The 26,490-nt window shown below is 72.2% G+C and carries 24 protein-coding genes; 9 read left to right on the forward strand and 15 right to left on the reverse strand.

Features of this window, described 5'->3' with window-relative positions:
- Positions 1-29: 29 nt before the first annotated feature.
- Genes GON04_RS10215 through GON04_RS10245 form a run of 7 tightly spaced genes read right to left on the reverse strand, consistent with a single transcriptional unit; the run spans position 30 to position 7,118 of the window.
- Positions 30-443 carry a VOC family protein gene (locus tag GON04_RS10215; RefSeq protein ID WP_181653980.1) on the reverse strand — a complete coding sequence of 138 codons (414 nt, stop codon included), beginning with the start codon at positions 441-443 and terminating at the stop codon, positions 30-32.
- Entirely contained in the window at positions 440-1,378 is a 939-nt protein-coding gene (locus tag GON04_RS10220) for a hydroxymethylglutaryl-CoA lyase (protein WP_157397786.1), read from the reverse strand. Before GON04_RS10220 ends, GON04_RS10215 begins: the two co-directional genes overlap by 4 nt.
- Entirely contained in the window at positions 1,375-2,589 is a 1,215-nt protein-coding gene (locus tag GON04_RS10225; RefSeq protein ID WP_157397787.1) for a CaiB/BaiF CoA transferase family protein, read from the reverse strand. Before GON04_RS10225 ends, GON04_RS10220 begins: the two co-directional genes overlap by 4 nt.
- A gap of 33 nt (positions 2,590-2,622) precedes the next feature.
- Entirely contained in the window at positions 2,623-3,567 is a 945-nt protein-coding gene (locus GON04_RS10230) for a LysR substrate-binding domain-containing protein (RefSeq protein WP_181653981.1), read from the reverse strand.
- 11 nt (positions 3,568-3,578) lie between these two features.
- The gene (locus GON04_RS10235) at positions 3,579-3,959 is read right to left on the reverse strand and encodes a polyhydroxyalkanoic acid system family protein (protein WP_181653982.1); all 381 of its coding nucleotides are present in this window, start codon (positions 3,957-3,959) and stop codon (positions 3,579-3,581) included.
- Positions 3,952-5,055: an aminopeptidase gene (locus tag GON04_RS10240; RefSeq protein ID WP_338050928.1), complete on the reverse strand. Its 1,104-nt coding sequence runs from the start codon at positions 5,053-5,055 to the stop codon at positions 3,952-3,954. Before GON04_RS10240 ends, GON04_RS10235 begins: the two co-directional genes overlap by 8 nt.
- Positions 5,052-7,118, reverse strand: coding sequence for a molybdopterin-containing oxidoreductase family protein (locus GON04_RS10245; protein ID WP_338050960.1), 2,067 nt, complete (start codon positions 7,116-7,118; stop codon positions 5,052-5,054). Before GON04_RS10245 ends, GON04_RS10240 begins: the two co-directional genes overlap by 4 nt.
- Positions 7,119-7,224: 106 nt before the next feature.
- On the opposite strand from GON04_RS10245, the gene GON04_RS10250 reads away from it, so the two are divergent.
- Positions 7,225-8,313 (forward strand): ABC transporter substrate-binding protein, encoded by a 1,089-nt coding sequence (locus tag GON04_RS10250; RefSeq protein WP_232532969.1) that lies wholly within the window; start codon positions 7,225-7,227, stop codon positions 8,311-8,313.
- 15 nt (positions 8,314-8,328) lie between these two features.
- Here the strand turns inward: GON04_RS10250 and argE are convergent, their stop codons facing one another.
- Positions 8,329-9,504 (reverse strand): acetylornithine deacetylase, encoded by a 1,176-nt coding sequence (gene argE, locus GON04_RS10255; protein WP_157397789.1) that lies wholly within the window; start codon positions 9,502-9,504, stop codon positions 8,329-8,331.
- Between the two features lie 85 nt (positions 9,505-9,589).
- Between argE and GON04_RS10260 the strand changes: the two genes are divergently transcribed.
- Both GON04_RS10260 and GON04_RS10265 read left to right on the forward strand, forming a co-directional pair.
- Positions 9,590-10,783, forward strand: coding sequence for a M20 aminoacylase family protein (locus tag GON04_RS10260; RefSeq protein WP_157397790.1), 1,194 nt, complete (start codon positions 9,590-9,592; stop codon positions 10,781-10,783).
- Positions 10,783-11,874: a M14 family metallopeptidase gene (locus GON04_RS10265; RefSeq protein ID WP_181653984.1), complete on the forward strand. Its 1,092-nt coding sequence runs from the start codon at positions 10,783-10,785 to the stop codon at positions 11,872-11,874. The genes GON04_RS10260 and GON04_RS10265 overlap by 1 nt, the downstream gene beginning before the upstream one ends.
- A gap of 12 nt (positions 11,875-11,886) precedes the next feature.
- Here GON04_RS10265 and GON04_RS10270 read toward each other — a convergent pair whose 3' ends face one another.
- A complete protein-coding gene (locus GON04_RS10270; protein WP_157397791.1) occupies positions 11,887-12,927 on the reverse strand; it encodes an adenosine deaminase in 1,041 nt (346 codons plus the stop codon).
- 212 nt (positions 12,928-13,139) lie between these two features.
- Between GON04_RS10270 and GON04_RS10275 the strand changes: the two genes are divergently transcribed.
- Genes GON04_RS10275 through GON04_RS10285 form a run of 3 tightly spaced genes read left to right on the forward strand, consistent with a single transcriptional unit; the run spans position 13,140 to position 16,171 of the window.
- Entirely contained in the window at positions 13,140-15,032 is a 1,893-nt protein-coding gene (locus tag GON04_RS10275; RefSeq protein WP_157397792.1) for a type IV pilus assembly protein FimV, read from the forward strand.
- A 13-nt stretch (positions 15,033-15,045) separates the two neighbouring features.
- A complete protein-coding gene (locus GON04_RS10280; protein WP_157397793.1) occupies positions 15,046-15,429 on the forward strand; it encodes a surface-adhesin E family protein in 384 nt (127 codons plus the stop codon).
- Between the two features lie 22 nt (positions 15,430-15,451).
- Positions 15,452-16,171, forward strand: coding sequence for a hypothetical protein (locus GON04_RS10285; RefSeq protein ID WP_157397794.1), 720 nt, complete (start codon positions 15,452-15,454; stop codon positions 16,169-16,171).
- A gap of 65 nt (positions 16,172-16,236) precedes the next feature.
- Here GON04_RS10285 and GON04_RS10290 read toward each other — a convergent pair whose 3' ends face one another.
- The 5 genes from GON04_RS10290 to GON04_RS10310 are packed head-to-tail and all read right to left on the reverse strand — an operon-like array spanning position 16,237 to position 21,901.
- The gene (locus tag GON04_RS10290) at positions 16,237-17,394 is read right to left on the reverse strand and encodes a BMP family ABC transporter substrate-binding protein (protein WP_157397795.1); all 1,158 of its coding nucleotides are present in this window, start codon (positions 17,392-17,394) and stop codon (positions 16,237-16,239) included.
- Between the two features lie 38 nt (positions 17,395-17,432).
- The gene (locus GON04_RS10295) at positions 17,433-18,353 is read right to left on the reverse strand and encodes an ABC transporter permease (protein ID WP_157397796.1); all 921 of its coding nucleotides are present in this window, start codon (positions 18,351-18,353) and stop codon (positions 17,433-17,435) included.
- Between the two features lie 41 nt (positions 18,354-18,394).
- Positions 18,395-19,459 (reverse strand): ABC transporter permease, encoded by a 1,065-nt coding sequence (locus GON04_RS10300; RefSeq protein WP_157397797.1) that lies wholly within the window; start codon positions 19,457-19,459, stop codon positions 18,395-18,397.
- The gene (locus tag GON04_RS10305; RefSeq protein WP_157397798.1) at positions 19,446-20,963 is read right to left on the reverse strand and encodes an ABC transporter ATP-binding protein; all 1,518 of its coding nucleotides are present in this window, start codon (positions 20,961-20,963) and stop codon (positions 19,446-19,448) included. Before GON04_RS10305 ends, GON04_RS10300 begins: the two co-directional genes overlap by 14 nt.
- Positions 20,960-21,901, reverse strand: coding sequence for a LysR family transcriptional regulator (locus tag GON04_RS10310; protein ID WP_157397799.1), 942 nt, complete (start codon positions 21,899-21,901; stop codon positions 20,960-20,962). Before GON04_RS10310 ends, GON04_RS10305 begins: the two co-directional genes overlap by 4 nt.
- An 88-nt stretch (positions 21,902-21,989) precedes the next feature.
- On the opposite strand from GON04_RS10310, the gene xdhA reads away from it, so the two are divergent.
- From xdhA to GON04_RS10325, 3 genes are all read left to right on the forward strand, one after another.
- Positions 21,990-23,441: a xanthine dehydrogenase small subunit gene (xdhA, locus tag GON04_RS10315; RefSeq protein WP_157397800.1), complete on the forward strand. Its 1,452-nt coding sequence runs from the start codon at positions 21,990-21,992 to the stop codon at positions 23,439-23,441.
- Positions 23,438-25,825 (forward strand): xanthine dehydrogenase molybdopterin binding subunit, encoded by a 2,388-nt coding sequence (xdhB, locus tag GON04_RS10320; protein WP_157397801.1) that lies wholly within the window; start codon positions 23,438-23,440, stop codon positions 25,823-25,825. Before xdhA ends, xdhB begins: the two co-directional genes overlap by 4 nt.
- Positions 25,826-25,886: 61 nt before the next feature.
- Positions 25,887-26,216, forward strand: a complete 330-nt coding sequence (locus GON04_RS10325; protein WP_157397802.1) for a hypothetical protein — start codon at positions 25,887-25,889, stop codon at positions 26,214-26,216.
- Positions 26,217-26,226: 10 nt separating this feature from the next.
- Here GON04_RS10325 and GON04_RS10330 read toward each other — a convergent pair whose 3' ends face one another.
- Positions 26,227-26,421, reverse strand: coding sequence for a hypothetical protein (locus GON04_RS10330; RefSeq protein ID WP_157397803.1), 195 nt, complete (start codon positions 26,419-26,421; stop codon positions 26,227-26,229).
- Between the last annotated feature and the right edge of the window lie 69 nt (positions 26,422-26,490).

The raw sequence follows: 26,490 nt of genomic DNA on the forward strand, positions 1-26,490 counted from the left end.
GTCTCCAGGAGAGGAACGGCGTGGCCGGCTCAGGCCGGCTCGGAAATCTCGATCAGGTTCAGGTCGGGGTCGCGCACGTAGACCGAGCGGATCGGGCCGGTGGCACCGGTGCGCAGCACCGGACCCTCGACGACCGGCCAGTGCTCGCGCTCGAGCCGGGCGATCACCTCGGCCAGCGGCACGGCGGCGAGGAAGCACAGGTCCTGCGAGCCCGGCACCGGCAGGTGCGCCTTGGGCTCGTGCTCGGCGCCCTGCACGTGCAGGTTGATCTTCTGGCGGCCGAAGACCAGCGCCTGGCGCGGCGCCGGCCCGCTGGCCGCGGCGGCGCCGGAACCGGCGGGGGTGAACGTCTGCAACGCCATGCCCAGCACGCGGGTGTAGAAGTCGATGCAGGCCGCCTCGCGCGCCGTGGTCAGCACGATGTGGTCGATGCGGTCGATCACGCCAGGCTCCGGCGCAGCTCGGCGACGCCTTCGGGCGCCGGATGCAGGTCCGTGATGCGGCCGGCCTTGGCCACCTGGCCGGGCACGTCGTGGCCCAGCAGGGCGGGCAGGCTGCGCGCCACCGCCAGCAGGCGCGGCAGGTCGATGCCGGTGTCGTGGCCCATCGCCTCCAGCATGTGGATGGCGTCCTCGCTGCTGATGTTGCCGCTGGCGCCCGGCGCATAGGGGCAGCCGCCCAGGCCGCCGAGCGAACCGTCGAAGCGGTCGATGCCGCCCTGCACCGCCGCCAGCACGTTGGCCAGGCCCATCCCGCGCGTGTTGTGGAAGTGCAGCGTCAGCTGCAAGCCGGCGAAGCGGTCGCGCAGCGCCTGCACCATGGCCTGCACCTGCGCCGGGTGCGCCATGCCGGTGGTGTCGCAGATGGTCAGGCCGCGCACGCCCAGCGCGGCGAAGCGGTCGGCCCAGCGCAGCACCTCGTCCCGCGGCACGTCGCCCTCCATCGGGCAGCCGAAACAGGTCGACAGCGAGACGTTCACCGGCACCCGGCCGGCCGCCAGCGCGATCACGTCGCGCAGGCCGGCGAAGCTGCGCTCGCGCGGCATGCGCAGGTTGGCCAGGTTGTGCGTCTCCGAGGTCGACATCACGATGTTCAGCTCGTCGGCGCGCGACTCCAGCGCCCGCTCGGCGCCGCGCACGTTGGGCACCAGCACCGTGTACTCGACGCCGGGCACGCGGCGGATGCGGCCCATCACCTCCTCGGCGTCGCGCAGCATCGGGATCGCCTTGGGCGACGTGAACGAGGTGACCTCGATCTTGGCGAAGCCGCAATCGGACAGCGCGTCGACCAGCGCCACCTTGTCGTCGGTGGGCACGAAGCCCGGCTCGATCTGGAAGCCGTCGCGGGTGACGACCTCGTTGAAGAAGATCCGTGTCATGCCTGTCCCCCGGCGACGACGCCCCGTTGCTTCAGGGCCGCGATCTGCGCGTCGGTCAGGCCGACCTCGCGCAGCACGGCATCGGTGTCCTGCCCCAGCGACGGGGCGTTGCGGCGGTGCCCGCCGGGCGTGAGCGACAGCTTGGGCACGATGCCCGGCACGGCCAGCGTGCTGCCGTCGTCCATCTGCACCTCGTCCACCATGCCGCGCGCCCGGTAGTGCGGGTCGGCCGCGATGTCGGCCACGGTGTAGATGCGGCCGGCCGGCACCTTGACCTCGTCCAGCGCCGCCAGCACCTCGGTCACGGTGTGGCGACGGGTCCATTCGCCGATGGCGGCGTCCAGTTCCTGCACGCGCGCCACCCGGCCGTCGTTGCCGGCCAGCGCCGGGTCGGCCGCCAGGTCGGGCCGCCCGACCACGCCCATCAGGCGGCGGAAGATGCTGTCGCCGTTGCCGGCCACCAGCGCATAGCCGCCGTCGCTGCACAGGTAGGCGTTGGTCGGGGCGATGCCGGGCAGGGCACTGCCGGCCGCCTCGCGCACCGCGCCGAACGCGCTGTATTCGGGCAGCAGGCTCTCCATGCAGTTGAACACCGCCTCGTACAACGCGACGTCGATCACCTGGCCGCGCCCGGACGCGTGCCGGTGCTGCAGCGCCAGCAGGATGCCGATGACGCCGTGCAGCGCCGCCAGCGTGTCGCCGATCGACACCCCGACGCGCACCGGCACCCGGCCGGGCTCGGCCGTGAGGTGGCGCAGCCCGCCCATGGCCTCGGCCACGACGCCGAAGCCGGGCCGGTCGCGGTACGGGCCGGTCTGGCCGTAGCCGCTGATGCGCAGCACGATCAGCCGGGGGTTGAGCGCCAGCAAGGCCTCGGGGTCCAGCCCCCAGCCTTCCAGCGCACCGGGGCGGAAGTTCTCGATCAGCACGTCGGCCTCGGTGGCGAGCCGCCGGACGATGTCCTGCGCCGCCGGGTCCTTGAGGTCGAGCGCGACCGAGCGCTTGTTGCGCGACTGCACCTGCCACCAGACCGAGGTGCCGTCCTTGAGCAGCCGCCACTTGCGCAGCGGGTCGCCGGCGGCGGGCGGTTCGACCTTGACGACGTCGGCGCCGAAGTCGGCGAGCGTCTTGGCAGCGAACGGCCCCGCGATGAGCTGGCCCATTTCCAGGACCTTCAGGCCGGCCAGCGGCCCCTGTGTAGATGTCTCCATGGGCCGCAGTCTCGCGCTCCGGCCGGCGGGCGTCTATTCCTGCTTGCGCCGGCGAGCCTTCGCAGTCTGCGAAGGCTCGGCCAGGAAGGCGACCAGAGCCTCGACGGCCGGATCGCCCTGGCTGCCCGACGCGGCGGCCACCAGCAGCTGGCGCTGCGCCCAGGCGTCGGCCAGCGGGCGCCAGTCCAGGCCCATGGCGCGGATGATGGGCAGCGCCGCGCCCTTGGGCAGCACCGCGACGCCCAGGCCGGAGGCGACCAGGTGGCACACGGCGTCGAAGCTGCGGACCTGCATGCGCAGGCGCAGCGGCCGGTTGGCGGCCAGCGCGGCCTGCTGTTGCTGCTGCAGCATCGCCGCGCCGGTATTGAGGCTGATCCAGTCCTCGTCCAGCGCCTGCTCGAACGCCAGCGGCTTGCGCCCGGCCAGCCGGTGGCCCTTGGGCAGCACCACCACCAGCTCGTCGCGCCGGAACGGCCGCGGCGCCAGCCCCGCCGTGTCGGGGCCCTCGACGAAGACGCCGAGGTCGCAGCGTCCCTCGCGCAGGGTGGCGACGACCAGCTCGGACACCTGCTCCTCCAGGTCGATGCGCACCTGCGGCTGCTGCTTCGCGTAGGCCGCCAGCAGGGGCGGCAGGAACTGGCTGATGGACGCCGTGCTGGCGCACAGCCGCAGGTGGCGCGCCACGCCCTGGCGCAGGTCGGCCAGTTCGCCGCCCATCTGCTCGAGTGCCTGCAGCAGCGCCAGGCCGTGCTTGGCGAACACGCGGCCGGCCGCGGTGGTGCGCACGCCGCGCGCATGGCGCTCGAACAGCGGCTCGCCGATGGCCGACTCCAGGTCGCGGATGCGCCGGCTGGCGGCGGCCAGCGCGAGGTGCGCTTCCTGGGCCGCCTGGGTCAGGCTGCCGTGCCGGGCGCAGGCGACGGCCAGCCGGATCGACACCAGGTCGAAGCGCGCCAGGTTGTAGGGCTGCGCGGCCACGGCCCGGCCGCTCAGGCCTTGCGCGGGCGCGGGGCGTGCCTGCCGGCGGCGGCGCGCGGCGCGTGCTCGGCGACGCCCTGCTGGAACGCCTGCACCGGATCCTGGTGCCGCAGCAGCGCATCGAGGTTCTTCACGATCTCGGCCTCGATGCGGTCCTTGAAGGCGCCCAGCAGGAAACCCAGCCGGGCGCGCAGCTCGAAGCGGTCGTGGGTGACGCGCAGTTCGCCGTTGACACCCGAGCGCGTGAAGCTCACCAGGTCGGACGTCTTGCCCTCCTCGTAGGTGCACGCCATGGCGAGCTTGTGCTCCGCCTGCTGGGCCCATTGGAACGCCAGCTGCCGGGCCGTGGGCAGGCCCAGGGCATGCTCGCGCTCGATGTGGATGTCAGGCACGGGGGGAATCCTTGTTCTTCAACGCCTGGTGGCGCTCGTCCTTGGGCACGGTGGCCAGGCGCCGGGCTTCATCATAGAAATGGCGCCAGTCACCGCCGAGCGAGGTGAACAGGCCCTCGAAGCCGGGCACCAGCTCGTCGTAGGCCGCCTGGGCGCCGAAGGCCGCGTTGTTGGCCTGGGCCACCCACTGGTCGAGCAGGCGCAGCCGCGCGGGATCGACGTTCCAGCTGGCGCGCAGCCGGGCGTAGTCGTCCCGGAAGCGGGCCATGGTCTCCGCCTTGCGGCGCGCCCGCTCCTCCTGCGGCAGCGGCACCTTGGTGTCGTACGCCGCTTCCAGCGCCTTGCGCGTGCCCAGCGTGAGGGCGCGGAACTGCCGCCGGCGCTCGTCGTAGCGCTCGTAGTCCGCGCGCGCCGCCGGACCGGCCTGGTCGAGCCAGCGCTGCACGCCCAGCCGCTCGACCGCGGTGGCGAACGACTCGTTGAACATGGTGTCGTCCTTGGCGTAGACGACTTGGTGCGCCAGCTCGTGGAAGATGGTGCGGGCCAGCTCGCCTTCCGGGTAGCCGATGAAGGTGTTGAGCAGCGGGTCGCCGCCGGCCCAGTTCATCCAGCCCAGCGTCGAATAGGCCGGCACCGGATAGGCATCCGACTCCAGGCCCTCCTCGCGCAACTGGGCGGCCAGGGCGCGGGCCTGGGCCTCGTCGTAGTAGCCGCGGTAGCCGATGCAGCCGGTGACCGGGAAGCACCAGGTCTTGAGCGTCAGCGAGTACGGCGGCGCCGCCACCACGTTCCAGATCACCGCGCTGCGGTGCAGGTCGGCGTAGCGCGTGTAGCTGGCGTTGTCGGGCAGCTGCAGTTCGCGCGAGGCGAAGGCGCGGATGCGCTGGCTCAGCGCAAGCTGCTCCTTCAGCCGCTGCGGCGTCGCGCTGTCGTCGATCCAGGCCTGCACCGGCCTGGCGGCGCCCATCACGCGCAGGTGGCCGGTGGCCGACTGCCAGTAGTAGCCGAGGTTGGCGCAGCCGGACAGGCACAGCGCGGCGGCCGCCGCCAGCGTGATCGCGCCCAGGCCCGATGCCACCAGCCAGCGTCCCGTCACTGTGCCTGCACGTCGACCGCGCAGTCGTAGAACACCGGCCCGTTGCCCAGGTCGGTGAGCCGCTGGCTGGTGAGCTGGTTGACGTTGGTGCCGTCCAGGCCCATCTTGCGCCACCAGATGCCCAGGCCGACCACCACGCCGGGCCGGGCCCGCTCGGTGACCTCGGCCTTGCAGCGGTAGCTGCCGCGGTCGTTGAACACCCGCACCACCTGGCCGCTGGCGATGCCGCGCGGCTGCGCGTCGCCCGGATGGATCTCCAGCACCGGCTCGCGCTCGATCGCCCGCAGGCTGCGCAGGTTGACGAACGTCGAGTTCAGGAAGTTGCGCGCCGGCGGCGAGATCATGGCCAGCGGGTGGCGCGCGCTGGCGCCGGCCGGTTCGTAGTTGGGCAGGTGGTCGGGCAGGCCGTCCAGGCCGCGCCGCGCCAGTTCGGCGCTGAAGAATTCGCAGCGGCCCGAGGCGGTGGGAAAGCGCCCCTGCGCGAACGGCGCCTCCGGCACCTGGAGCGAGGCGTAGCCCCGGGCCAGCAGCTGGTCCCAGTCGATGCGGTCGCCGAACGCCTGCCGGCACAGCTGCTCGTCGGACTCCTGGAAGCAGGGCTCGTCGAATCCCAGCCGGACCGCCAGCTCGCGGAAGATCTGCGAATTCGGCCTCGCGCCGCCCACCGGCGCGATGGCCGGCCGGTTCAGCAGCACGTCGGTGTGGCCGTAGGCGGTGTGCAGGTCCCAGTGCTCCAGCTGGGTGGTCGCCGGCAGGATCCAGTCGGCGTGGTCGGCGGTGTCGGTCTGGAACTGCTCCAGGACCACGGTGAACAGGTCCTCGCGCGCGAAGCCGGCCGCCACCTTGGCCGATTCGGGCGCCACCGCCAACGGGTTGCTGTTGTAGACCACCACCGCCTCGACCGCCGGGCCGAACGCGGGCGAGGCCGGCCGCAGCAGGTCGTCGCCGATGGTGCTCATGTTGATGGTGCGCGGCGTGCGGCCGGCCAGCAGGTCGGGCCGCTGCAACGCGGCCCGGTCCACCGGGTACCAGCCGCTGCTGGACAGCAGCACCCCGCCGGCCCGATGCCGCCAGGCGCCGGTGAGTGCCGGCAGGCAAGCCACCGCGCGGGCGGCGTTGCCGCCGCCGCGCACCCGCTGCATGCCGTAGTTCAGGCGGATGGCGGCCGGACGGGTGGTGCCGTAGGCCTGCGCCAGCTCCCGGATCTGCGGCGCCGGGATGCCGCACACCTGCGCCGCCCGCTCCGGCGACCAGCGCAGGGCGCGCTCGCGCAGCGCCTCCCAGCCGGCGGTGTAGCGGGCCAGGTAGTCGTGGTCGAGCCAGTCGTGCACGACCAGCTCGTGCATCAGGGCGAACGCCAGGGCGGCGTCGGTGCCGGGCAGGATCTGCAGGTGCTCGTGGCACTTCTCGGCGGTCTCGGTGCGGCGCGGGTCGATGCACACCAGCCGCGCGCCCTGCCGCTTGGCCTCCTGCGCCAGCCGCCAGAAATGCAGGTTGCTGGTGATGGAGTTGCTGCCCCACAGGATGATGAGCTTCGACTCGGCGAAGAACTCGACCCGCATGCCGACCTTGCCGCCCAGGGTGTGGGTAAGGCCGGCGGCGCCGGCGCTGGCGCAGATGGTGCGCTCCAGCAGCGACGCACCCAGCCTGTGGAAGAAGCGCGCCGCCATGCCCTCGCCCTGCACCAGCCCCATGGTGCCGCAGTAGCTGTAGGGCAGGATGGCCTGCGGGTCGCGCGCCGCGATGGCGCCCAGGCGCCGGGCAATGGCATCCAGCGCCTCGTCCCAGCTGGCCGGCTCGAAGCGGCCGCTGCCCTTGGGGCCGACGCGCCGCAGCGGTTGCAGCAGGCGTTCGGGGTGGTAGGTGCGCTCGGTGTAGCGCGACACCTTGGCGCACAGCACGCCGTCGGTCGGCCGGTGGTCCGGATTGCCCTGGACCTTGACCGCCACTCCGTCTTCCACGGTGGTGACGAGCGAGCAGGTGTCGGGGCAGTCGTGCGGGCAGGCGCCGAGGACGCGCCGGCTGTCGGCCGGTGCTCGGGCGGGTGTGAACTCAGGGGCAATGCCGATGGCGACGGTCACGGGCGGGTCCTATGCTGGCGCCGGCTCATCCGTAGGGCCGCAGGAGTAACGACACATGCATTCCTTCCCGCGCCGGGCGCGAGCCGCCATGGTAGCCCTCCTCGCCGTCCTCAGCCTGACGGCCGGGGCGGCCGAGGATGGCGCCGGCAAAGCCATCGTGCTGGGCCAGTCGGTCGCGCTCACCGGCCCGGGCTCGGCGCTGGCCGTCCCGTTCCAGCAGGGCGCCCGCCTGTGGTTCGAGCGTGTCAACGCCGCCGGCGGCATCGGCGGGCGGCGCATCGAGCTCGTCACGCTGGACGACAAGGGTGCGCCGGCCACCACGGCGGCGAACACGAAGAAGCTGCTGGACCAGGGCGTGCTCTCGCTGTTCGGCTACTTCGGCTCGCCCCAGGTCACCGCCGCCTACCCGCTGGTCAAGGACGGCGACGTGGTGCTGTTCGCGCCCATGGCCGCCGCCGACGAGTTCCGCGGCGCGGCCTACGGCAACGTCTGGTCGGTGCGGCCCGGCTACGCCGAGGAGGCCGTCGCCATCACCCGCCATGCCGAGACGCTGGGCGCGCGCAAGCTAGCCATCCTGTACGGCACCGACGGCGAGTCGCTGGCCGCCCTCGATGCCGCCGAGCGCACCATGCCCCACCTGGGCGCCAACCTGGTGGCCAAGCAGGGGCTGGCGGCCGGCGCGGTCGACAAGACGCTGGCGAGCAAGCCCGAATCGGTGCTGGTGGTGGGCGACGCGACCCAGGCCGCCGGCGCGGTGCGCGAGCTGCGCGCCAAGGGCTTCCGCGGCACCGTCTATGCCTTCTCCAGCTCCGGCGAGAGCCTGCTGGCGCAGGAACTCGGGACGGCCGGCACCGGCGTGGTGGTGGTGCGGGTGGTGCCCAAGAGCGACAGCACCAAGGTCCCGGTGGTGCGCGAGCTCCTTGCCGATGCCCAGGCGGCCAAGCTCGGCAAGCCCAACGTCTACATGCTGGAGGGCTACCTGGCCGCGCGCGTGTACACCGAGGCGCTGCGCCGCATGGCCAAGGGTGATCCGTCCCGCGCCAAGCTGCGCAAGGCACTGGAAGGCATGGACGACCTGGACGTGGGCGGCTTCCGGGTGAGCTACACCGACAACCGGGCCGGCTCGCGCCTGGTGGAGCTGAGCCTCATCGATTCGCAGGGCCGCGTGCGCGAGTAGAGCTGCCGCACGGCCTCAGCCGATCTCGCGGCTGGCGGCCAGGCCGGCCATGAAGGCCTGGCAGCGCGCGAGCTGGTCCAGGCTGACGTACTCGTCCGGCTGGTGCGCCTGCACGATGCTGCCGGGCCCGCACACCACGGTGGGGATGCCGGCGTTCTTGAACAGCCCGGCCTCGGTGCCGAAGGCCACCAGCGTCGTGCGCGGCTCGCCCGCCAGCCGCTGGGCCAGCCGGGTGACGGGGTCCTGCTCGGAGCCCAGGAAGCTGGGGATCTCGCAGATGGTCTCGAAGCTGAACCCGGTGCCCGGCGCCACCGCCTGCATCGCCGGCTCCAGCGTGCGCGCATGCGCCAGCACCTGCTGCTGCATGGCCTGGGCGTCGGCCGTGGGCAGGTCGCGGAACTCGTAGCGGAACTCGGCGTCGCGCGGCACCACGTTGTCGGCGATGCCGCCGTGGAACTGGCCGACGCTGGCGGTGGAGAACGGCACGTCGAAGCCGGCATAGCGCGGCTCCTCGCGCTCGAATCCCTCGGCCATGTCGCGCAGCTTGCCGACCAGGCGGGCCGCCATCTCGATCGCGTTGACCGACTGCGGGGTGAGCGAGGAATGCGCTTCCTTGCCGCGCACGCAGCAGCGGTAGCGGTACACGCCCTTGTGGGCGATGGCCGGGACCATGCTGGTGGGCTCGCCGACGATGCAGGCCAGCGGGCGGATGCCGGCATCGCGCAGGTCGGCGATGAGCTCGCGCACGCCGAAGCAGCCGATCTCCTCCTCGTAGCTGAACGCGTAGTGGATGGCGAACGGCGCGGAGCTGGCCAGGAAGGCCTCGGCCTGCGCCAGCGCGACCGCGATGAAGCTCTTCATGTCGGCCGATCCCCGCCCATAGAGCTTGCCGTCGCGCACCTCGCCCGACAGCGGATCGACCGACCAGGCCTGCCCGTCCCAGGGCACGGTGTCGGTGTGGCCCGAGAGGATGACGCCGGCCGGCTTGCCCTCGCCCAGGGTGGCGAACAGGTTGGCCTTGGTCTTGTCGGCGTTGTAGGTGAGGCGGGAGCGCACGCCCAGCTTCTGGAGCTCGTCGCGCACCACATGGATGAGTTCGAGGTTGCTGTTGGCGCTGACGGTGTTCATGCGCACGAACGATTGCGCGAGCGCCAGCGCGCGGGCTGACAGCGGCGGGAGGGAAGACGGCATGGGACGATTTTCGCGGATAACCCCGCATGCCCAGGGCCACGCCCCCCGGCTAGACTGACCGTTTCGATCCCCGACCAGATCTCCCATGAAAGTCCTCGACTCCATCGTCACCCAGGCGGCCAGCATCGCCGCCGTGCGCCGTGACATCCACGCCCACCCCGAACTGTGCTTCGAGGAGAACCGTACCGCCGACCTCGTGGCCGCCAAGCTCACCGAATGGGGCATCCCGGTGCACCGCGGCATGGGCACCACCGGCGTGGTGGGCATCGTGAAGAACGGCAACAGCGCGCGCGCCGTCGGCCTGCGCGCCGACATGGACGCCCTGCCGATGCAGGAGTTCAACACCTTCGCCCACGCCAGCCAGCACCCCGGCAAGATGCACGCCTGCGGCCACGACGGCCACACCGCCATGCTGCTGGCCGCGGCCCAGCACTTCGCGCAGCACCGCAACTTCGACGGCACCGTCTACCTGATCTTCCAGCCGGCCGAGGAAGGCGGCGGCGGTGCGCGCGAGATGATCAAGGACGGCCTGTTCGAGAAGTTCCCGATGGAGGCCGTGTTCGGCATGCACAACTGGGCCTTCCCCCAGGTCGGCACCTTCGCCGTCAGCGCCGGACCGGTCATGGCCTCGTCCAACGAGTTCAGGATCACCATCCGCGGCAAGGGCGGTCACGCCGCCCTGCCCCACACCGGCACCGACCCGGTGCCGATCGCCTGCCAGATGGTGCAGGCGTTCCAGACCATCATCAGCCGCAACAAGAAGCCGGTCGACGCGGGGGTGATCTCGGTCACCATGATCCACGCCGGCGAGGCCACCAACGTCATCCCCGACGCCTGCGAGCTGCAGGGCACGGTGCGCACCTTCACCCTCGAGGTGCTCGACCTGATCGAGCGGCGCATGCAGCAGATCGCCGAGCACCTGTGCGCCGCCCACGACGCGCAGTGCGAGTTCGAGTTCGTGCGCAACTACCCGCCCACCGTCAACTCGGCGGCCGAGGCCGAGTTCGCCCGCCAGGTCATGGTGTCCCTGGTCGGCGAGCAGAACGTGCTGGTGCAGGAACCCACCATGGGCGCCGAGGACTTCGCCTACATGCTGCAGGCCAAGCCGGGGGCGTACTGCTTCATCGGCAACGGCGACGGCAGCCACCGCGACATCGGCCATGGCGGCGGCCCCTGCGTCATCCACAACCCGAGCTACGACTTCAACGACGAGCTCATCCCGCTGGGCGCCACCTACTGGGTCCGGCTGGCCGAGGCCTGGCTGGCGCAGGAGCGCTGATGGACCCGGCGGCCTTCTCGACCAGCTACGCGCAGGCCCGCCAGCGGTTCCTGGAGGCGGCGCAGCAGGCCGGCCTGCCGGTGGAGGGCAAGCGCCACCCCGAGCGCGGCCGCGATGGCGAAGAGCTCGCCATGGACGTCGCCCGCGACGGCGAGCCCGGCGCGGAGCGTGTGCTGGTGCTGTCCAGCGGCTGCCACGGCGTCGAGGGCTACTGCGGCAGCGGGGTGCAGGTGACGGCCCTGCGCGATGCGGCGTGGCGCGAGTACGCGCGCAGTCGCGGCGTCGCCGTGCTCTACGTGCATGCGCTCAACCCGTACGGCTTCTCTCACACCCGGCGCACGACGCACGAGAACGTCGACCTGAACCGCAACTTCCACGATTTCAGCCGTCCGCTGCCGGCCAACCCGGCCTATCGCGAGCTGCACCCGCTGCTGCTGCCGGACCAGTGGCCGCCGGCGCCGGCCACCGAGCAGCGCCTGATGGCCTGGATGCAGCAGCACGGCCAGGCAGCGTTCCAGGCCGCCATCTCCAGCGGCCAGTACGAGTTCCCGCAGGGCATGTACTTCGGCGGCACCGCGCCCACCTGGAGCAACCTGACGCTGCGCGAGGCGCTGCGCGCGCACGGGCGGCGGGCGGCACGCATCGCCTGGATCGACTTCCACACCGGCCTGGGCCCCAGCGGCCTGGGCGAGCGCATCTACGCCGGCCCGGACGATGCCGCCCAGGTGGCGCGCGTGCGCAGCTGGTGGGACGGTGGCGGCAAGACGCCCGTGACCTCGATCTACGACGGCTCGTCGACCTCCGCCAAGCTCACCGGGATGATGTGGTCGTGCGTGGCCGACGAGTGCCCGCAGGCCGAGTACAGCGGCATCGCGCTGGAATACGGCACCCAGCCGCTGCTGCAGGTGCTGCAGGCGCTGCGCGCCGAGCACTGGCTGCACCTGCACCCGGAAGCGCCGCCGGCGCAGGCCGCCGCCATCCGGCAGCAGCTGCTGGAGGCGTTCTACACCGACACGCCCGAGTGGCGGCAGCGCATCCTGGAGCAGGCGCGCGAGGCGATGGTGCAGGCGGTCGACGGCCTGGCCGGCTGACCGCCGGCGCGCTCAGGCGAAGGCGGCGAACGCGGCGTCCAGCTGGTCGCGGTAGCGGCGCTTGGCGTCGGCGCCGATGAAGCTGGCCTCGAAGCTGTTGGCGGCCAGCTGCCAGGCCTGCTGCGCCGACAGCCCGGTGGCGGCGAAGGTCTGGGTGAAGTTGTCGTTCAGGTAGCCGCCGAAGTAGGCCGGGTCGTCCGAGTTGACCGTGGCCACCAGCCCCGCATCGAGCAGTTCGCGCAGGTTGTGCTGCCCGAGCGCGGGGAACACGCACAGCTTCAGGTTGGACAGCGGGCACACGGTCAGCGGGATGCGGTCCTGCGCCAGCCGGCGCATCAGCTGCGCGTCTTTGGTCGACTGCACGCCATGGTCGATGCGCTCCACCTTCAGCAGGTCGAGCGCGGTCCACACGTAGGCCGGCGGGCCCTCCTCGCCGGCATGCGCCACCAGGTGCAGGCCGAGCTCGCGGCAGCGGGCGAACACGCGGGCGAACTTCTCCGGCGGATGGCCCACCTCGCTGGAGTCGAGCCCGACGCCGATGAACTTGTCGCGCAGGGGCAGCGCCGCCTCCAGGGTCTCGAACGCCTCGGCCTCGGACAGGTGGCGCAGGAAGCACAGGATCAGCGAGGCGCTCAGGCCGAGATCCGCCTGGGCCCGCACGCAGGCCTGGTGCAGGCCGTTGAGGACGGTCTCCATGGCCACGCCGCGCGCCGTATGGGTCTGGGGGTCGAAGAAGATCTCGGCGTGCAGCACGTTGTCGGCGCGGGCCTTCTGCAGGTAGGCCCAGGCCATGTCGTGGAAGTCGCGCTCGGTGATCAGCACGCTGGCGCCGGCGTAGTAGATGTCCAGGAAGCTCTGGAGATTGGTGAAGGCGTAGGCGCGCCGCAGCTCCTCGACGCTGGCGTACGGGAGGGCCACCCGGTTGCGCCGGGCCATCTCGAAGATCAGCTCGGGCTCGAGCGAGCCCTCGATGTGGATGTGCAGTTCGGCCTTGGGCATGCGGCGCAGCAGCTCGGGCAGGCGCTCGGCGGCAATCGGCGGGACGGGTGTCATCGCGGCAAGTATGCCGCCGGGAGGGCAGCCCGCCGCTTCGGCCTGACCGCTGCCGCCCGCACGCCCTTCGCGTGCCGGATCCGACATCCCTGTGGCCGTTTGGCGACGACCAGCCGGTCGCGGGCAAACCCTCCCCGTGACAAGTTGTAAGCCAGAGTTACATTACAGAACCGGCCGGTCACTCGGCCAGCGGCATCGGACAAAGGCAGGACGTGGGGACGATCGGCTGCAAGGCATGGCAGGGCGCGGAAAGCCTTCGGGCGGCGGTGGCCGGCTGCGCCGTCGCGTTCGGCCTGCTGCACGCCGGCGACGCGGCCGCCCTGTCGCTGGGACGCCTGCAAGGCGCGCCCACCATCGGCCAGCGGCTGCAGCTGACCATCCCCTTCACGATCGCGGCAGGCGAAGAGGCGCCCTGCGTGCGCGCCGACCTGCAGCAGGGCGACGGGCCCGCCAGCCGTCTCGACTGGCGCATCGACTTCCTGGACGACGAGCGCCGCCTGCTGCGCCTGGACTCCCCGCAGCCGGTGGCCGAGCCCGTGCTCACCGTCAACCTGACCCTGGGGTGCGCCCAGACGCTGGCGCGCGGCTTCGTGCTGCTGGCCGATCCGCCGGCGGCCACGCGCGAGTCGTTCCCCCTGCCGGCGCGGCCGGTCCCGCCGGCCGCGCCGGTGCGCAAGGTCGATGGCTGGAACTTCGAGGCCGACCTGGGCCAATCCTCGCGGGCCGCAGTGGCCCCGGCGCTGCCGCCCGCCACCCGCAAGACGGCCCGCCCGGCTGCCCACCCGCAGGCGCCGGCCCGCAGCGGCCCGGCCGCCGGCCGTCCCCGCCTGAGCCTGGAACTGCTGGACGTCGCGATCGACCAGGCGGCCCCGCTCAAGCCGTCCGGCACCCTGGCGGCCCCCGGCCAGCCCGGCGCACTGCCGCGCGCCGAAGCGGCCGCGGCCTGGCAGGCGCTGCGCACGCCGCCGACGCCCGAGGTGGCCCAGGCGCTGCAGGCGGCCAACGAGGCCGAGTTGCGGCAACTGCGCGGGCTGGCGCAGCGCCAGTCCGACCAGCTGAACAAGCTGGAGCACGAACGCGACCTCATCCGCGACATCGTGGCGGCCCTGGCCGGCGCCATCGCGCTCGGCCTGGGCGTGCTGCTCTGGCGCCGCGCGCGCGAGACGCGCCAGGCGGCCTGGTGGGACGACGAGCAGGAACGCGACCGCCAACCGCTGCGCGCGGCCCCTCCCCCGCCTGCGCCGGCGCCGCCGCCGGAGGACGTCGACAGCGGCTGGAGCGAGATGGGAGCGTCGCAGGTCTCCTCGCAGCCGGCCACCCTGCGCGTGGGCCTGGCGACGTTGCCGGACCCGACCACGGCACCGGTGGCCGCCCCCGCGGCCGGCTTCGGCGACAGCGTGCTGGGACGCGGCCGCCTGCCCAGCGCGGAGGAACTGCTGGACGTGCAGGAGCGCGCCAACTTCTTCATGGCGATCAACCAGCACGACCAGGCCATCGAGCTGCTGGAGACGCGGCTGCTGGAGCACTACGGCACCAGCCCCTTCCTCTGGCTGGACCTGCTGGACCTGTGCCGCACGCTGGACCGGCCGGACGACTACGAGCGCGTGCGCCGGCGATTCCAGCGGGCGTTCGCCGCCCGGCTGCCGGCCTTCGAGGCGCCGCCGGAGCACTCCGAGGGCCTGGAGCGCTACCCGCGCGCGCTCTCGCGCATCGCGTTGCTGTGGCCCACCCAGAAGGTGCTGCAGGAGATCGAGAAGTCGCTGTTCGCGGCGCCCGCCGACGGCGCGATCCAGTTCGACCTGGAGGCCTCGCGCGAACTGCTGCTGCTCTACAGCATTGCCAGCGAGGTGGTGGAAGCGGACGCCTCGCTGTCCCTGCCGGGCGTGGGCGAAGTGCCGCCGGACGAGGAGACGCTGGCCACGCAGCCGGTGCCGCTGATCGACCTCGACCTGAACGAGCCCGAGACCGTCGTGGCGCACGGGCTGGACCTCGACGTCGATTTCACCGCCCTGGAGTCGCCCCCACCTGCCGCGGCTTCCGCCGCGCCGCCGCTGCCGTCGCTCGACCTCGATCTCGACGCGCTGGTGCCGGGACGCTTCCGCTGACAGGGCCGCCGCCATGCTCCGCCTCCCGCCGCTGCGTCCCTTCGCCCTCCTCCTGGCCTGCGCCTGCCAGCTCGGCCCGGCCCTGGCCGGCTGGGACAGCTACGGCGAGAGCGAGACCGGCAGCTACTACTGGGATCGCAGCACGCTGCAGACCGACGGCGACCGCCGCCGCGTCTGGCGGCTGTTCGAGCTGAAGCAGGCCGGCGCCGACGGCGTGCAGTCGGGCAAGGCGCTGATCGAGTTCAGCTGCAAGGACGGCACCTACCGCTACCTGCGCACGCTGTACTACGCCGACAGGCAGGGCCGCGGCCGCTACCTGGGCGGGGCCAAGGAACAGCCCGCCGAGCCGATCGCCCCCGGCAGCACGATCGGCGTCCTGGCCCGGTCGGTCTGTTGAGCCGCGACGACGGCGCCGGCCCATGCCCACGCTGCACGCCTTCGTGATCTCCTGGCCCGGCCAGGAGGACAACGCCGCCGGCATCGCGCAGCAGGCCCGCATTGCCGCCGAGCACGTGACGGTGATCCATTCCTGCCGCGACGACCTCCCGCTGCCGGACCGGCCCGACTGGGTGCAATTGCCGGACGCCCATTTCTACGGCGAGAAGTACCGTCGCTCGCTGGCGCTGAACCAGGGCGAGGTCATGCTGCACATCCATGCGGACACCCGGTGCGCCGACTGGGCGGCGCTGGTGCGGCGCTGCCGCCAGGCCTACCTGCAGGTGCCCACCCTGGGCGTCTGGGGCGCCAACACCGAATTCACGCCGTTCCACTTCGACGAGGTGCGCATCGGCGCCGAAGGCGATCACGACCTGGTGCCCGTGGCACAGACCGATTCCGTCGTCTGGAGCGTGTCGGCGCCGGTGATGGCGCGCCTGCGCCATCTCGACTTCTCGCCCATCCCGCTGGGCTGGGGCATCGACTGGGCGGCCATCGCGTACAGCCTCGCGCACGGCCTGCTGGTCGTGCGCGACCGGCAGGCGGTCGTCCAGCACCCGCAGGGCAGCGGCTACGACCGCCTGCTCGCCAGCCGCCAGATGGTGGCCTTCCTCGCCCAGCTGGCACCCGCCGAGCGGGTCGCGCTCGAACTGGCGTCCAGCTATGTCTCGCATCGCCGCATGCTGCTGGGCCGGGCGCCCTGAGCCCATGAAAAAGGCCGCCCGCAGGCGGCCTTGGGATCGACGGGCGCGCAGCGCCCGCTGCGGGCTTACTTCTTCTCGCCCGGAACCTTGCCTTCCACGCCCTTGACGTAGAAGTTGACGCCGCCCAGGAACTTGTCGTCGGCGACGGCGTCCTTGGCCAGCACTTCCTTGCCGGTGTTGTCGGCCAGCGGGCCCTTCCAGATCGCGAAGCTGCCGTCCTTCAGGCCGGCCTTGACCTCGTCGAGCTTCTTCTTGGCGGCGTCCGGCACGTCGGCGGCCACCGAGACGAAGTCGATCGCGCCTTCCTTGACGCCCCACCAGCTCTGGCCGGTGGACCACTTGCCCTCGAGCGCGTCGCGCACGGCCTTGGTGTAGTACGGGGCCCAGTTGATGACCGCCGAGCCCAGGTGGGCCTTGGGGCCGTAGGCGGTCATGTCGCTGTCCCAGCCGAAGGCGCGCTTGTTCATCTTCTCGGCCGTCTGCAGCACGGCCGACGAGTCGGTGTTCTGCATCAGCACGTCGGCGCCGCCGTTGATCAGCGAGGTGGCCGCCTCGGTCTCCTTGGGCGGGTTGAACCACTCGCCGACCCAGACCACGCGCGTCTTGACCTGGGGGTTCACCGACTGGGCGCCCAGGGTGAAGCTGTTGATGTTGCGGATGACCTCGGGGATGGGCACCGAGCCCACCACGCCCAGGGTGTTCGACTTGGTCATGCTGCCGGCGATGACGCCGGCCATGTACGCGCCTTCGTAGGTGCGGCTGTCGTAGGTGCGCAGATTCTCGGCCGTCTTGTAGCCGGTGGCGTGCTCGAACTTCACGTCCTTGCTGTCGGCGGCCACCTTGAGCATCGGCTCCATGTAGCCGAAGGTGGTGCCGAAGATCAGCTTGTTGCCCTGGCCCACCATGTCGCGCATCACGCGCTCGGCGTCGGCCGACTCGGGCACCTTCTCGACGAAGGTGGTGACGATCTTGTCGCCGAATTCCTTCTCGACCGCCTTGCGGCCGTTGTCGTGGGCGAAGGTCCAGCCGCCGTCGCCCACCGGGCCGACGTAGGCGAAGGCGATCTTCAGCGGCTCGGCCTTGGGGGCCGCTGCCGGCGCGGCGGCAGCGGGCGCCGGGGCCGGCGCCGGTTCTTCCTTCTTGCCGCAGCCGGCCAGGGTGGCGGCGGCCAGCGCCGACAGGGCCGCCACTTGCAGCAGCGAGCGTTTGTTCAGGTCAGTCATAGGTCCTCTGGGTCGGGAATGCACGGGAAAACGGCAAATTATGAGCCGGGGTAGAACGGCTTTCCAAGCGAGGCCGGCATGTTGATCCGGATCCAGGCCGGGTTGCGCGAGATCAGGGCCAGCACCACGATGGTGGCCAGGTAGGGCAGCATGGTGAGGAACTGGCTGGGAACCTCCACCCCGGTGCCCTGCAGGTGGAACTGCAGCATCGTCACGCCTCCGAAGAGGTAGGCGCCCAGCAGCACGCGGGCCGGGCGCCAGGTGGCGAAGGTGGTGAGCGCCAGCGCGATCCAGCCGCGGCCGGCCACCATGCCCTCCACCCACAGCGGCGTGTAGATGGTCACCAGGTAGGCGCCGGCCAGGCCGCACAGCGCGCCGCCGGCCACCACGGCGGCCAGGCGGATGCGCCGCACCGGGTAGCCGAGCGCGTGGGCTGACTCCGGCGATTCACCGACCGAGCGCAGCACCAGGCCGGCCCGCGAGCGGTACAGGAACCAGACCAGGAACAGCACCAGCGCGACGGCCAGGTAGGCCACCGGGTGCTGGCGGAACAGCGCCGGCCCCAGCACCGGGATGTCGGCCAGCCCGGGGATGGCGAACTGCGGCCGCTCGGGCAGCTTCTCCTGCACGTACTTGATGCCGGCGAAGGCGGAGAAGCCGGCCCCGAACAGGCTCAGCGCCAGCCCGGTGGCGTACTGGTTGGTGTTGAGCCAGATGACCAGCACGCCGAACACCGCCGCCAGCAGCGCCGCCGCGCCCATGCCGGCCAGGAAGCCGAGCAGGTCGCTGCCGGTGTGGACCACGGTCACGAAGGCGGCCAGCGCGGCGCACAGCATCAGCCCCTCGGCGCCCAGGTTCACGATGCCGGCCTTCTCGTTGACCAGCAGCCCGAGCGCGGCCAGCGCCAGCACGGTGCCGGCGTTCAGCGTCGCGGCGGCCAGGAGTGCGTAGCTTTCCATTTACCGGACCTCCGAAGGGAGCGGGCTCACGTAGCCGCGGTTCATGCCGGCCTCCTGGACAACCGCACCCGGTAGGCGATCAGGGTGTCGCAGGCCAGCAGGGTGAACAGCAGCAGGCCCTGGAACACGCCGGTGAGGGACTTGGGCAGGCCCAGGCGCGACTGCGCGAGTTCGCCGCCGATGTAGAACATGCTCATGAGGACGGCCGAGAACACCATGCCGAGCGGGTGCAGGCGGCCGACGAAGGCGACGATGATGGCGGCGAAGCCGTAGCCGGCCGGCACGTAGGGGGTGAGTTGGCCGATCGGGCCGGCCACTTCCAGCGCCCCCGCCAGCCCGGCCGCCCCGCCCGACACCAGCAGCGCCAGCCAGAGCGCCCGGCGCGAGGAGAAGCCGGCGTAGCGCGCCGCCGCCGGCGCCAGCCCGCCGACCTGCTGGGCGAAGCCGGCGCGGGTGCGGAACAGGAACACCCACAAGGCCCCGGCGCCCAGCAGCGCGAGGACCAGCCCGATGCTCACGCGCGAGCCCGTCATCAGGCGCGGGATGCGGGTCACGGCCTCGAAGGTCTTGGTCTGCGGGAAGTTGTAGCCGCCCGGGTCCTTCCAGGGCCCGAACACCAGCCAGAACAGCAGCTGCTCGGCGACGTACACCAGCATCAGGCTGACCAGGATCTCGCTGGCATTGAAGCGGTCGCGCAGCAGCGCCGTGATCGACGCCCAGGCCATGCCGCCGGCCACGCCGGCCAGCAGGATGGCGATGACGATCCAGCGCCCGGTGTCCTTGCCGGCCAGCAGGGCCACGCCGCCGGCGGCGATGGCGCCCAGCACGAACTGGCCCTCGGCGCCGATGTTCCAGACGTTGGAGCGGAAGCACACCGCCAGCCCAAGCGCCACCAGCAGCAGCGGCGTGGCCTTGACCATCAGCTCGCCGAGCGCGTAGGCCGACTTGACCGGCTCCCAGAAGAACACCTGCAGGCCGCGCACCGGGTCCTTGCCCAGGGCGACGAACAGCAGGGAGCCGATGACCACCGTGAGGGCCAGCGCCAGCAGCGGCGAGCCGACGCTCCACAGCCGCGACGCCTCGGGGCGCGGTTCAAGCCGCAGCATGCTCGCCCTCCCACAGCCCGCTCATCCACTCGCCGATCTTCCCGACCGTCGCGTCGGCGCGGCGCAGCGACGGCGACAGCCGGCCCTTGGCGATGACGTGCAGGCGGTCGCTCACCTCGAACAGCTCCTCCAGCTCCTCGCTGACAACCAGCACCGCACAGCCGGCGTCGCGCAGCTGCAGGATCTCGCCGCGGATCTGGGCCGCGGCGCCGACGTCGACGCCCCAGGTGGGCTGCGAGATCACCAGCAGCTTCGGCCGGGCATCGATCTCGCGCCCGACGATGAATTTCTGCAGGTTGCCGCCCGACAGCGAGCGCGCCGCCGCCAGCGGTCCGCCGGCCTTGACGTTGAAGCGCCGGATGATGTCGGCCGCCTGCGCCGACAGCGCCCGCACGTCGATCCAGCCCGAGCGGCCGACCGCGTCGGTGCGGGTGAGCATCAGGTTGTGCGCCAGCGGCAGCGAGGGCACGGCGCCGCGGCCGAGGCGTTCCTCGGGCACGAAGTGCAGGCCCAGGGCGCGGCGGCGCGCGGGGCCGAAGCGGCCGGCGGCCTGGCCGGCCACCCGCACGGCGGCCGGCGCGGCCCGGGTGTCCTCGCCCGACAGCGCATACAGCAGCTCGCGCTGGCCGTTGCCCGACACCCCGGCGATGCCCACCACCTCGCCGGCGCGCACCTCGAAGCCCACCTCGTGCAGGTCGACGCCGAACGGCGAATCGCGCTCCAGCGTGAGCCCGGCCACCTGCAGCACCGGCTCGCCCGGGCGGCGGTCGTTGTGTTCCAGCCGGGGCGGCTCGGCGCCGATCATCAGGCGCGACAGCGAGGCATTGCTCTCCTGGCGCGGGTCGCAGGTGCCGGTGACGCGGCCTGCGCGCAGCACCGTGCAGGCGTCGCACAGGGCCCGGATCTCGTGCAGCTTGTGGCTGATGTACAGGATGCTGCAGCCCTGGGCGGCGAGCTGGCGCAGCACCAGGAACAGCTTCTCGACCGCCTGCGGCGTGAGCACCGAGGTGGGCTCGTCCAGGATCAGCAGGCGGGGGTCGGTGAGCAGCGCGCGGATGATCTCCACCCGCTGCATCTCGCCGACCGACAGCGTGTGCACCGGCCGCGCCGGGTCGACCTGCAGGCCGTACTCGGCCGCCTTGGCCTCGATGCGGCGCACCACCTCGGCCAGCGACAGGTGCCGGTCCAGGCCCAGCCACACGTTCTCGGCCACGGTGAGGGTGTCGAACAGGCTGAAGTGCTGGAACACCATGCTGATGCCCAGCGCGCGCGCCTCCTGCGGGTTGCGCAGCGTCACCGGCTGGCCGTTCCACAGGACGTGGCCGGCGTCGGGCTTGACCGAGCCGTAGATGATCTTCATCAGCGTCGACTTGCCGGCACCGTTCTCGCCCAGCACCGCGTGGGTCTGGCCCGGCAGGACCGACAGGCCGATGCCGTCGTTGGCCACCACCGACGGGTAGCGCTTGGTGATGCCCTGCAGCTGCAGGCGGGGGGAGGCGGTCATTGTTCTTGTTGTGGGCGCAGGCCGGCCGCGGCGGCCCGGGTGCGCGTGCGCAGCCAGCGCGCCGCGGCGGAGCCGTGGCTGCGGGCGTGCCAGAGCTGGTAGTAGGTCAGGGGCGGAAAGGCGACCGGGGGCGGCAGGATGGCCAGCGGCAGCCGCGCCAGGTAGCGCTCGCAGAACAGGCGGCCGGTGGTCAGCACCAGCAGGCTGGACGCCACCATGGCCGGGATCAGGCCGAAGTGGGCGCAGCGCGCGGTGATGTTGCGCGCCAGGCCCTGGGCCTCCAGGTGCTCGTCGATGACGCCGCGCGCGCCGGCGTGGGTGGGCGTGGGCGCGACATGCTCGCAGGCCAGCCAGTCGTCGGTGCTCCAGCCGCGCCGCACGGCCGGATGGTCCTGCGCGACCAGGCAGGCCACCTCGTCGGTGAACAGCTCGGCGCGGTGCAGGTCGCCGGGCGGCTGCAGCCAGTTGCCGATCACCACGTCGATGTCGCCCTGGGCCAGGCGGGCGCGGTAGTCGCCGTCGGCCGACAGCGGGTGGATCTCGATGCCGGTGTGCGGCGCCTCGCGCTTGAGGTCGGCCACCAGGGCCGGCAGGAACTGCGGATCGAGGTAGTCGCTGGCCGCGATGCGGAAGGTCTGGGTGGCGGCGGCCGGTTCGAAGCCGCGCACGTCGCTGAACAGGCCCTCGGCGGCACGCAGGATGCTTGCACTGGGCTCGATCATGCGCAACGCAGCCTCGGTGGGCACCATGGTGGCGCCCGAACGCACCAGCAACGGGTCGCCGGCCAGCTCGCGCAGCCGCTTCAGGGCGGCCGACACCTGGGGCTGGTACATGCCCAGCCGCAGTGCGGCCCGGGAAACGCTGCGTTCGATCAACACCGTGTGCAGGACTCGGATGAGATGGAGGTCGATCTTGTCGAAAAGCGCTTGATCTCTCATACCGCGGCGGGCATCGTTGGCATACGGTGGTTCTTATGCACGCGGTGCGCCAGTCGCTCTACCCTCGGGTTTCCCCTTCCAAAGCTCCATGGACACCAAGACGATCCGCTTCCTGCGCCGTGGCGAACCTGTTTCGCTGGGCAATGTACCACCCGAGCGCACCCTGCTCGAGCTGCTGCGCGAGGACCTGGGCGCCACCGGCACCAAGGAAGGCTGCGGTGAAGGCGACTGCGGCGCCTGCACGGTGGTGCTGGGCGAGGCGGTGGACGGCCGGCTGCGTTTTCGCGCCGTCAACAGCTGCATCCGGCTGGCGCATTCGGTCGACGGCCTGGCCGTCTGGACGGTCGAGGACCTGGCCGGCGCCGACGGCAGCCTGCACCCGGCCCAGGAGGCCATGGTGCGCTGCCACGGCTCCCAGTGCGGCTTCTGCACCCCGGGCTTCGTGATGAGCCTGTTCGGCATGTACCAGAACCATGTCTGCCGCGGCGAGCCGGTCACCCGGGCGCTGGCGCAGGAGGAACTGTCGGGCAACCTGTGCCGCTGCACCGGCTACCGCCCCATCCTGGACGCGGCCCAGGCGATGGCCGACCTGCCGCTGGTGCGGGTGGATGAGGAGCAAGTGCTCGCCCAGCTGCAGCAGCTCGGCGAGGCCCCGGCGGGCGGCGCCTACCTGGCCCCCGAGTCCCTGTCCGGCCTGCTGGCCGCGCGTGCCGCGCACCCGCAGGCCCAGGTGGTGGCCGGCTGCACCGACGTCGGCCTGTGGGTCACCAAGCAGCACCGGCAGTTCGATCAGGTGCTGGACGTCACCCGCGCCCGCGAGCTGCGCCGCATCGAGGACTACGAGCACCATGTGGCGATCGGGGCCGCCGTGGCGCTGACCGACGCTTTCGCCGCGCTGGTGGAACAGCGGCCGCAGCTGCGGACTTTCGCCAACCGCTTCGCCGGACTGCCGGTGCGCAATGCCGGCACCCTGGGCGGCAACGTCGCCAACGGCTCGCCGATCGGCGACACGATGCCGCTGCTCATCGCGCTGGACGCCCGGCTGGTGTTGATGAAGCAGGACGGTCACCGCCACCTGGCGCTGGAGGACTACTACACCGGCTACCGCCGCACCGTGCTGCAGCCGGACGAACTGGTGGCCTGGATCCTGGTGCCGCGCCCGCGCGCCGGCGAGTTCCTGCGCGCCTACAAGGTGTCCCGCCGCTTCGACGACGACATCTCCGCCGTCTGCCTGGTGCTGCGGCTGGAGCTGGACGAGGGCCGGGTAGCCGGCATCGGCATCGGTGCCGGCGGCGTGGCCGCGACCCCGGCGCGGGCGCTGCGCACCGAGGCCTTCCTGGCCGGCAAGCCGTGGACCGAAGCCACCGTGCAGCAGGCCATCGGCGTGCTGCGGCAGGAATTCCAGCCGATCTCCGACATGCGGGCCTCGGCCGCCTACCGCCACGCCGTGCTGGGCAACCTGCTGCAGCGGTTCTGGCTGGAGACGCAGGGCCAGGCCGGCATCAACCTGGAAAGCCAGGAGCTTGAGGTGACCGCATGACCGCGCGCGACGTCGATTTCACGGCCGCCACCGGTGGCGGCCCCACCGGCCCGGCCGATGCCGGCGAACGCAACCTGGCGCCGGCCACCGGCTCGCCCCATGCGCCGGCCACGCCCGGCCGGGCCATGGGCCGCGCGCAGCCGCACGAGAGCGCCCGCGCCCAGGTGGCCGGCAGCGCGACCTACGTCGACGACATCGCCGAGGTGCGCGGCACGCTGCACGCCGCCCCCATCCTGTCGACCGTGGGCCACGGCCTGCTGCGCGGCATCGACCCGGCGGCGGCACTGGCGCTGCCCGGCGTGCGGGCCGTGGTGCTGGCCCGGGACATCCCGGGCGACCCGGTGCTCGCGACCTTCGTCCACGACGAACCCATCTTCGCGCGCGACCGGGTCGAGCACGTCGGCCAGGTCGTCGGCCTGGTGGTCGCCGACAGCGTGATGCAGGCGCGGCGGGCGGCCCGCCTGGTGCGGCTGGACATCGAGCCACTGCCGGTGGTGCTGGACGTGCGCGAGGCGCATGCCAACCGCAGCTACGTGCTGCCGCCGGTGGTGGTGCGCCGCGGCGACCCGGAGGCGGCGCTGGCGGCGGCGCGGCACCGCCTGGCCGGCCAGCTGGAGGTCGGCGGCCAGGAGCACTTCTACCTCGAAGGCCAGGTCGCCTATGCGCTGCCGCTGGAGCAGGACCAGTGGTGGATCCATTCCAGCACCCAGCATCCGGGCGAGGTGCAGCACTGGGTGGCGCATGCGCTCGGGCTGGAGAACAACGCCGTCACCGTCGAGTGCCGGCGCATGGGCGGCGGCTTCGGCGGCAAGGAGACCCAGGCCGGCCACCTGGCCGTGTGGGCCGCCCTGGCCGCGCGCAAGACCGGGCGCCCGGTCAAGCTGCGGCTGGACCGCGACGACGACTTCCTGGTGACCGGCAAGCGGCACCCGTTCGCCTACGACTGGCAGGCCGGCTTCGACGACGACGGCCGCCTGGCCGGCCTGCGGGTCACCATGCTGGCCAACTGCGGCTTCTCGGCCGACCTGTCGGGCCCGGTGGCCGACCGGGCGATCTTCCACACCGACAACGCCTACTACCTGGCCGACGTCGAGATCGCGTCGTACCGCTGCCGGACCAACACCCAGAGCCACACCGCCTTCCGCGGCTTCGGCGGCCCCCAGGGCGTGATCCTGATCGAGGCCATCCTGGGCGAGATCGCACGCAAGCTGGGCAAGGACCCGCTGGCGGTGCGCCGTGCCAACCTGTACGGCGTGGGCGAGCGCGATGTCACGCACTACCAGATGAAGGTGGAGGACAACATCCTGCACCCGCTCATCGACCAGCTCGAACAGTCGTCGCGCTACCAGCAGCGGCGCGCCGCCATCGCGGCCTGGAACGCGACCAGCCCGGTGATCAAGCGCGGCATCGCGCTCACGCCGGTCAAGTTCGGTATCAGCTTCACCGCCACCTTCTTCAACCAGGCCGGCGCGCTGGTGCACGTGTTCACCGACGGCAGCGTGCAGGTCAACCATGGCGGCACCGAGATGGGCCAGGGGCTGCACACCAAGATCATGCAGGTGGTGGCCGACGAGCTGGGCGTACCGTTCGAGCGCGTGCGCTGCACCGCCACCGAGACCGGCAAGGTGCCCAACGCCTCGGCCACCGCCGCCTCCAGCGGCACCGACCTGAACGGCCGGGCGGCGCAGTTCGCGGCCCGCAACATCCGCGACAACCTGGCCGCCTTCGTGGCCGGGCTGGATGGCTGCGGCGCCGGCGCCGTGGACTTGCGCGCCGGCGAGGTGATCTCGCCCAGGCAGACGCGCAGCTTCGACGCGGTGGTGAAGGCTGCCTACGCCAACCGCATCCAGCTGTGGAGCGACGGCTTCTACCGCACGCCCAAGATCCACTACGACAAGACCACGCTCACCGGCCGGCCGTTCTACTACTTCAGCTACGGGGCCGCCTGCACCGAGGTCGCCATCGACACGCTCACCGGCGAGAACCGGGTGCTGGCGGTGGACATCCTGCACGACGTCGGCACCTCGCTCAACCCGGCCATCGACATCGGCCAGGTCGAGGGCGGCTTCATCCAGGGCGTGGGCTGGCTCACCACCGAACAGCTGGTCTGGAACGAGCAGGGCCTGCTGGCCACGCACGCCCCCAGCACCTACAAGATCCCCGCCACCGGCGACGTGCCGGCGCACTTCGTCGTGCAGTTCTGGCACGAGGGCAACCGCGAGGACAACGTGGGCGGCAGCAAGGCCGTGGGCGAACCGCCCTTCATGCTGGCCATCAGCGCCTGGGAGGCGCTGCGCGAGGCGGTGGCGGCCGCCCGCGGCGACGGCCAGGCCCCGCTGGTGGCGCCGGCAACGGCGGAGAACGTGTTGCGCGCGCTGGGTTGACGCCGGCGGGGAATGCCCGTGTCCGGCACGGCCGGCGCGGGCACGGCAGAATCGACCCCGCATGCGCATCGTGACCACCCCGCTCCTGTTCTGGGCCGACGGCATGACCGTGACGCCCCGGCTGGTGGTGGTGCACCCGCGCGGCCGCCGCGACGCCGGGCTGCTGGCGCACGAGGCGGTGCACTGCCGGCAGATGCGCGAGGTCGGCCTGCTGCGGTTCTGGTGGCACTACTTCACCTGCCCGGCGTTTCGCCTGTGGGCGGAAGTCGAGGCCTACCGGGTGTCGCTGCGGCACCAGCCCAGGGGACTGCGCCACTTCGCCCGCGCACTGGCGCACGGCTACCTGCTGCCGATCGACGAGCGCGAGGCCGAGCGGTTGCTGAAGGGCTGAGCGGACGCGCTCAGATCCACTGCAGGGCGAGCAGCGTCATGCCGGCCCACAGCAGCACCGACAGGCCGCCACCGAGCCAGAAGACACGGCTGACCAGCAGCCCGGGACCGTCGGCGGCCTCGACCGCCTCGCAGGACCAAGGGCCCCAGCCACTGCCATCGAGCGGGGGGTGCATGACCTGGACGCGGGGTTGTTGGGGCGACATGTTCCGTTCCTTTGCGAGCCCCCATGGTGGGAAGGCGCGCACGCGCGGCCTGTAGGAGTGTTGCCGGTC

This window comes from Ramlibacter pinisoli, assembly GCF_009758015.1.
GTDB lineage: Bacteria > Pseudomonadota > Gammaproteobacteria > Burkholderiales > Burkholderiaceae_C > Ramlibacter > Ramlibacter pinisoli.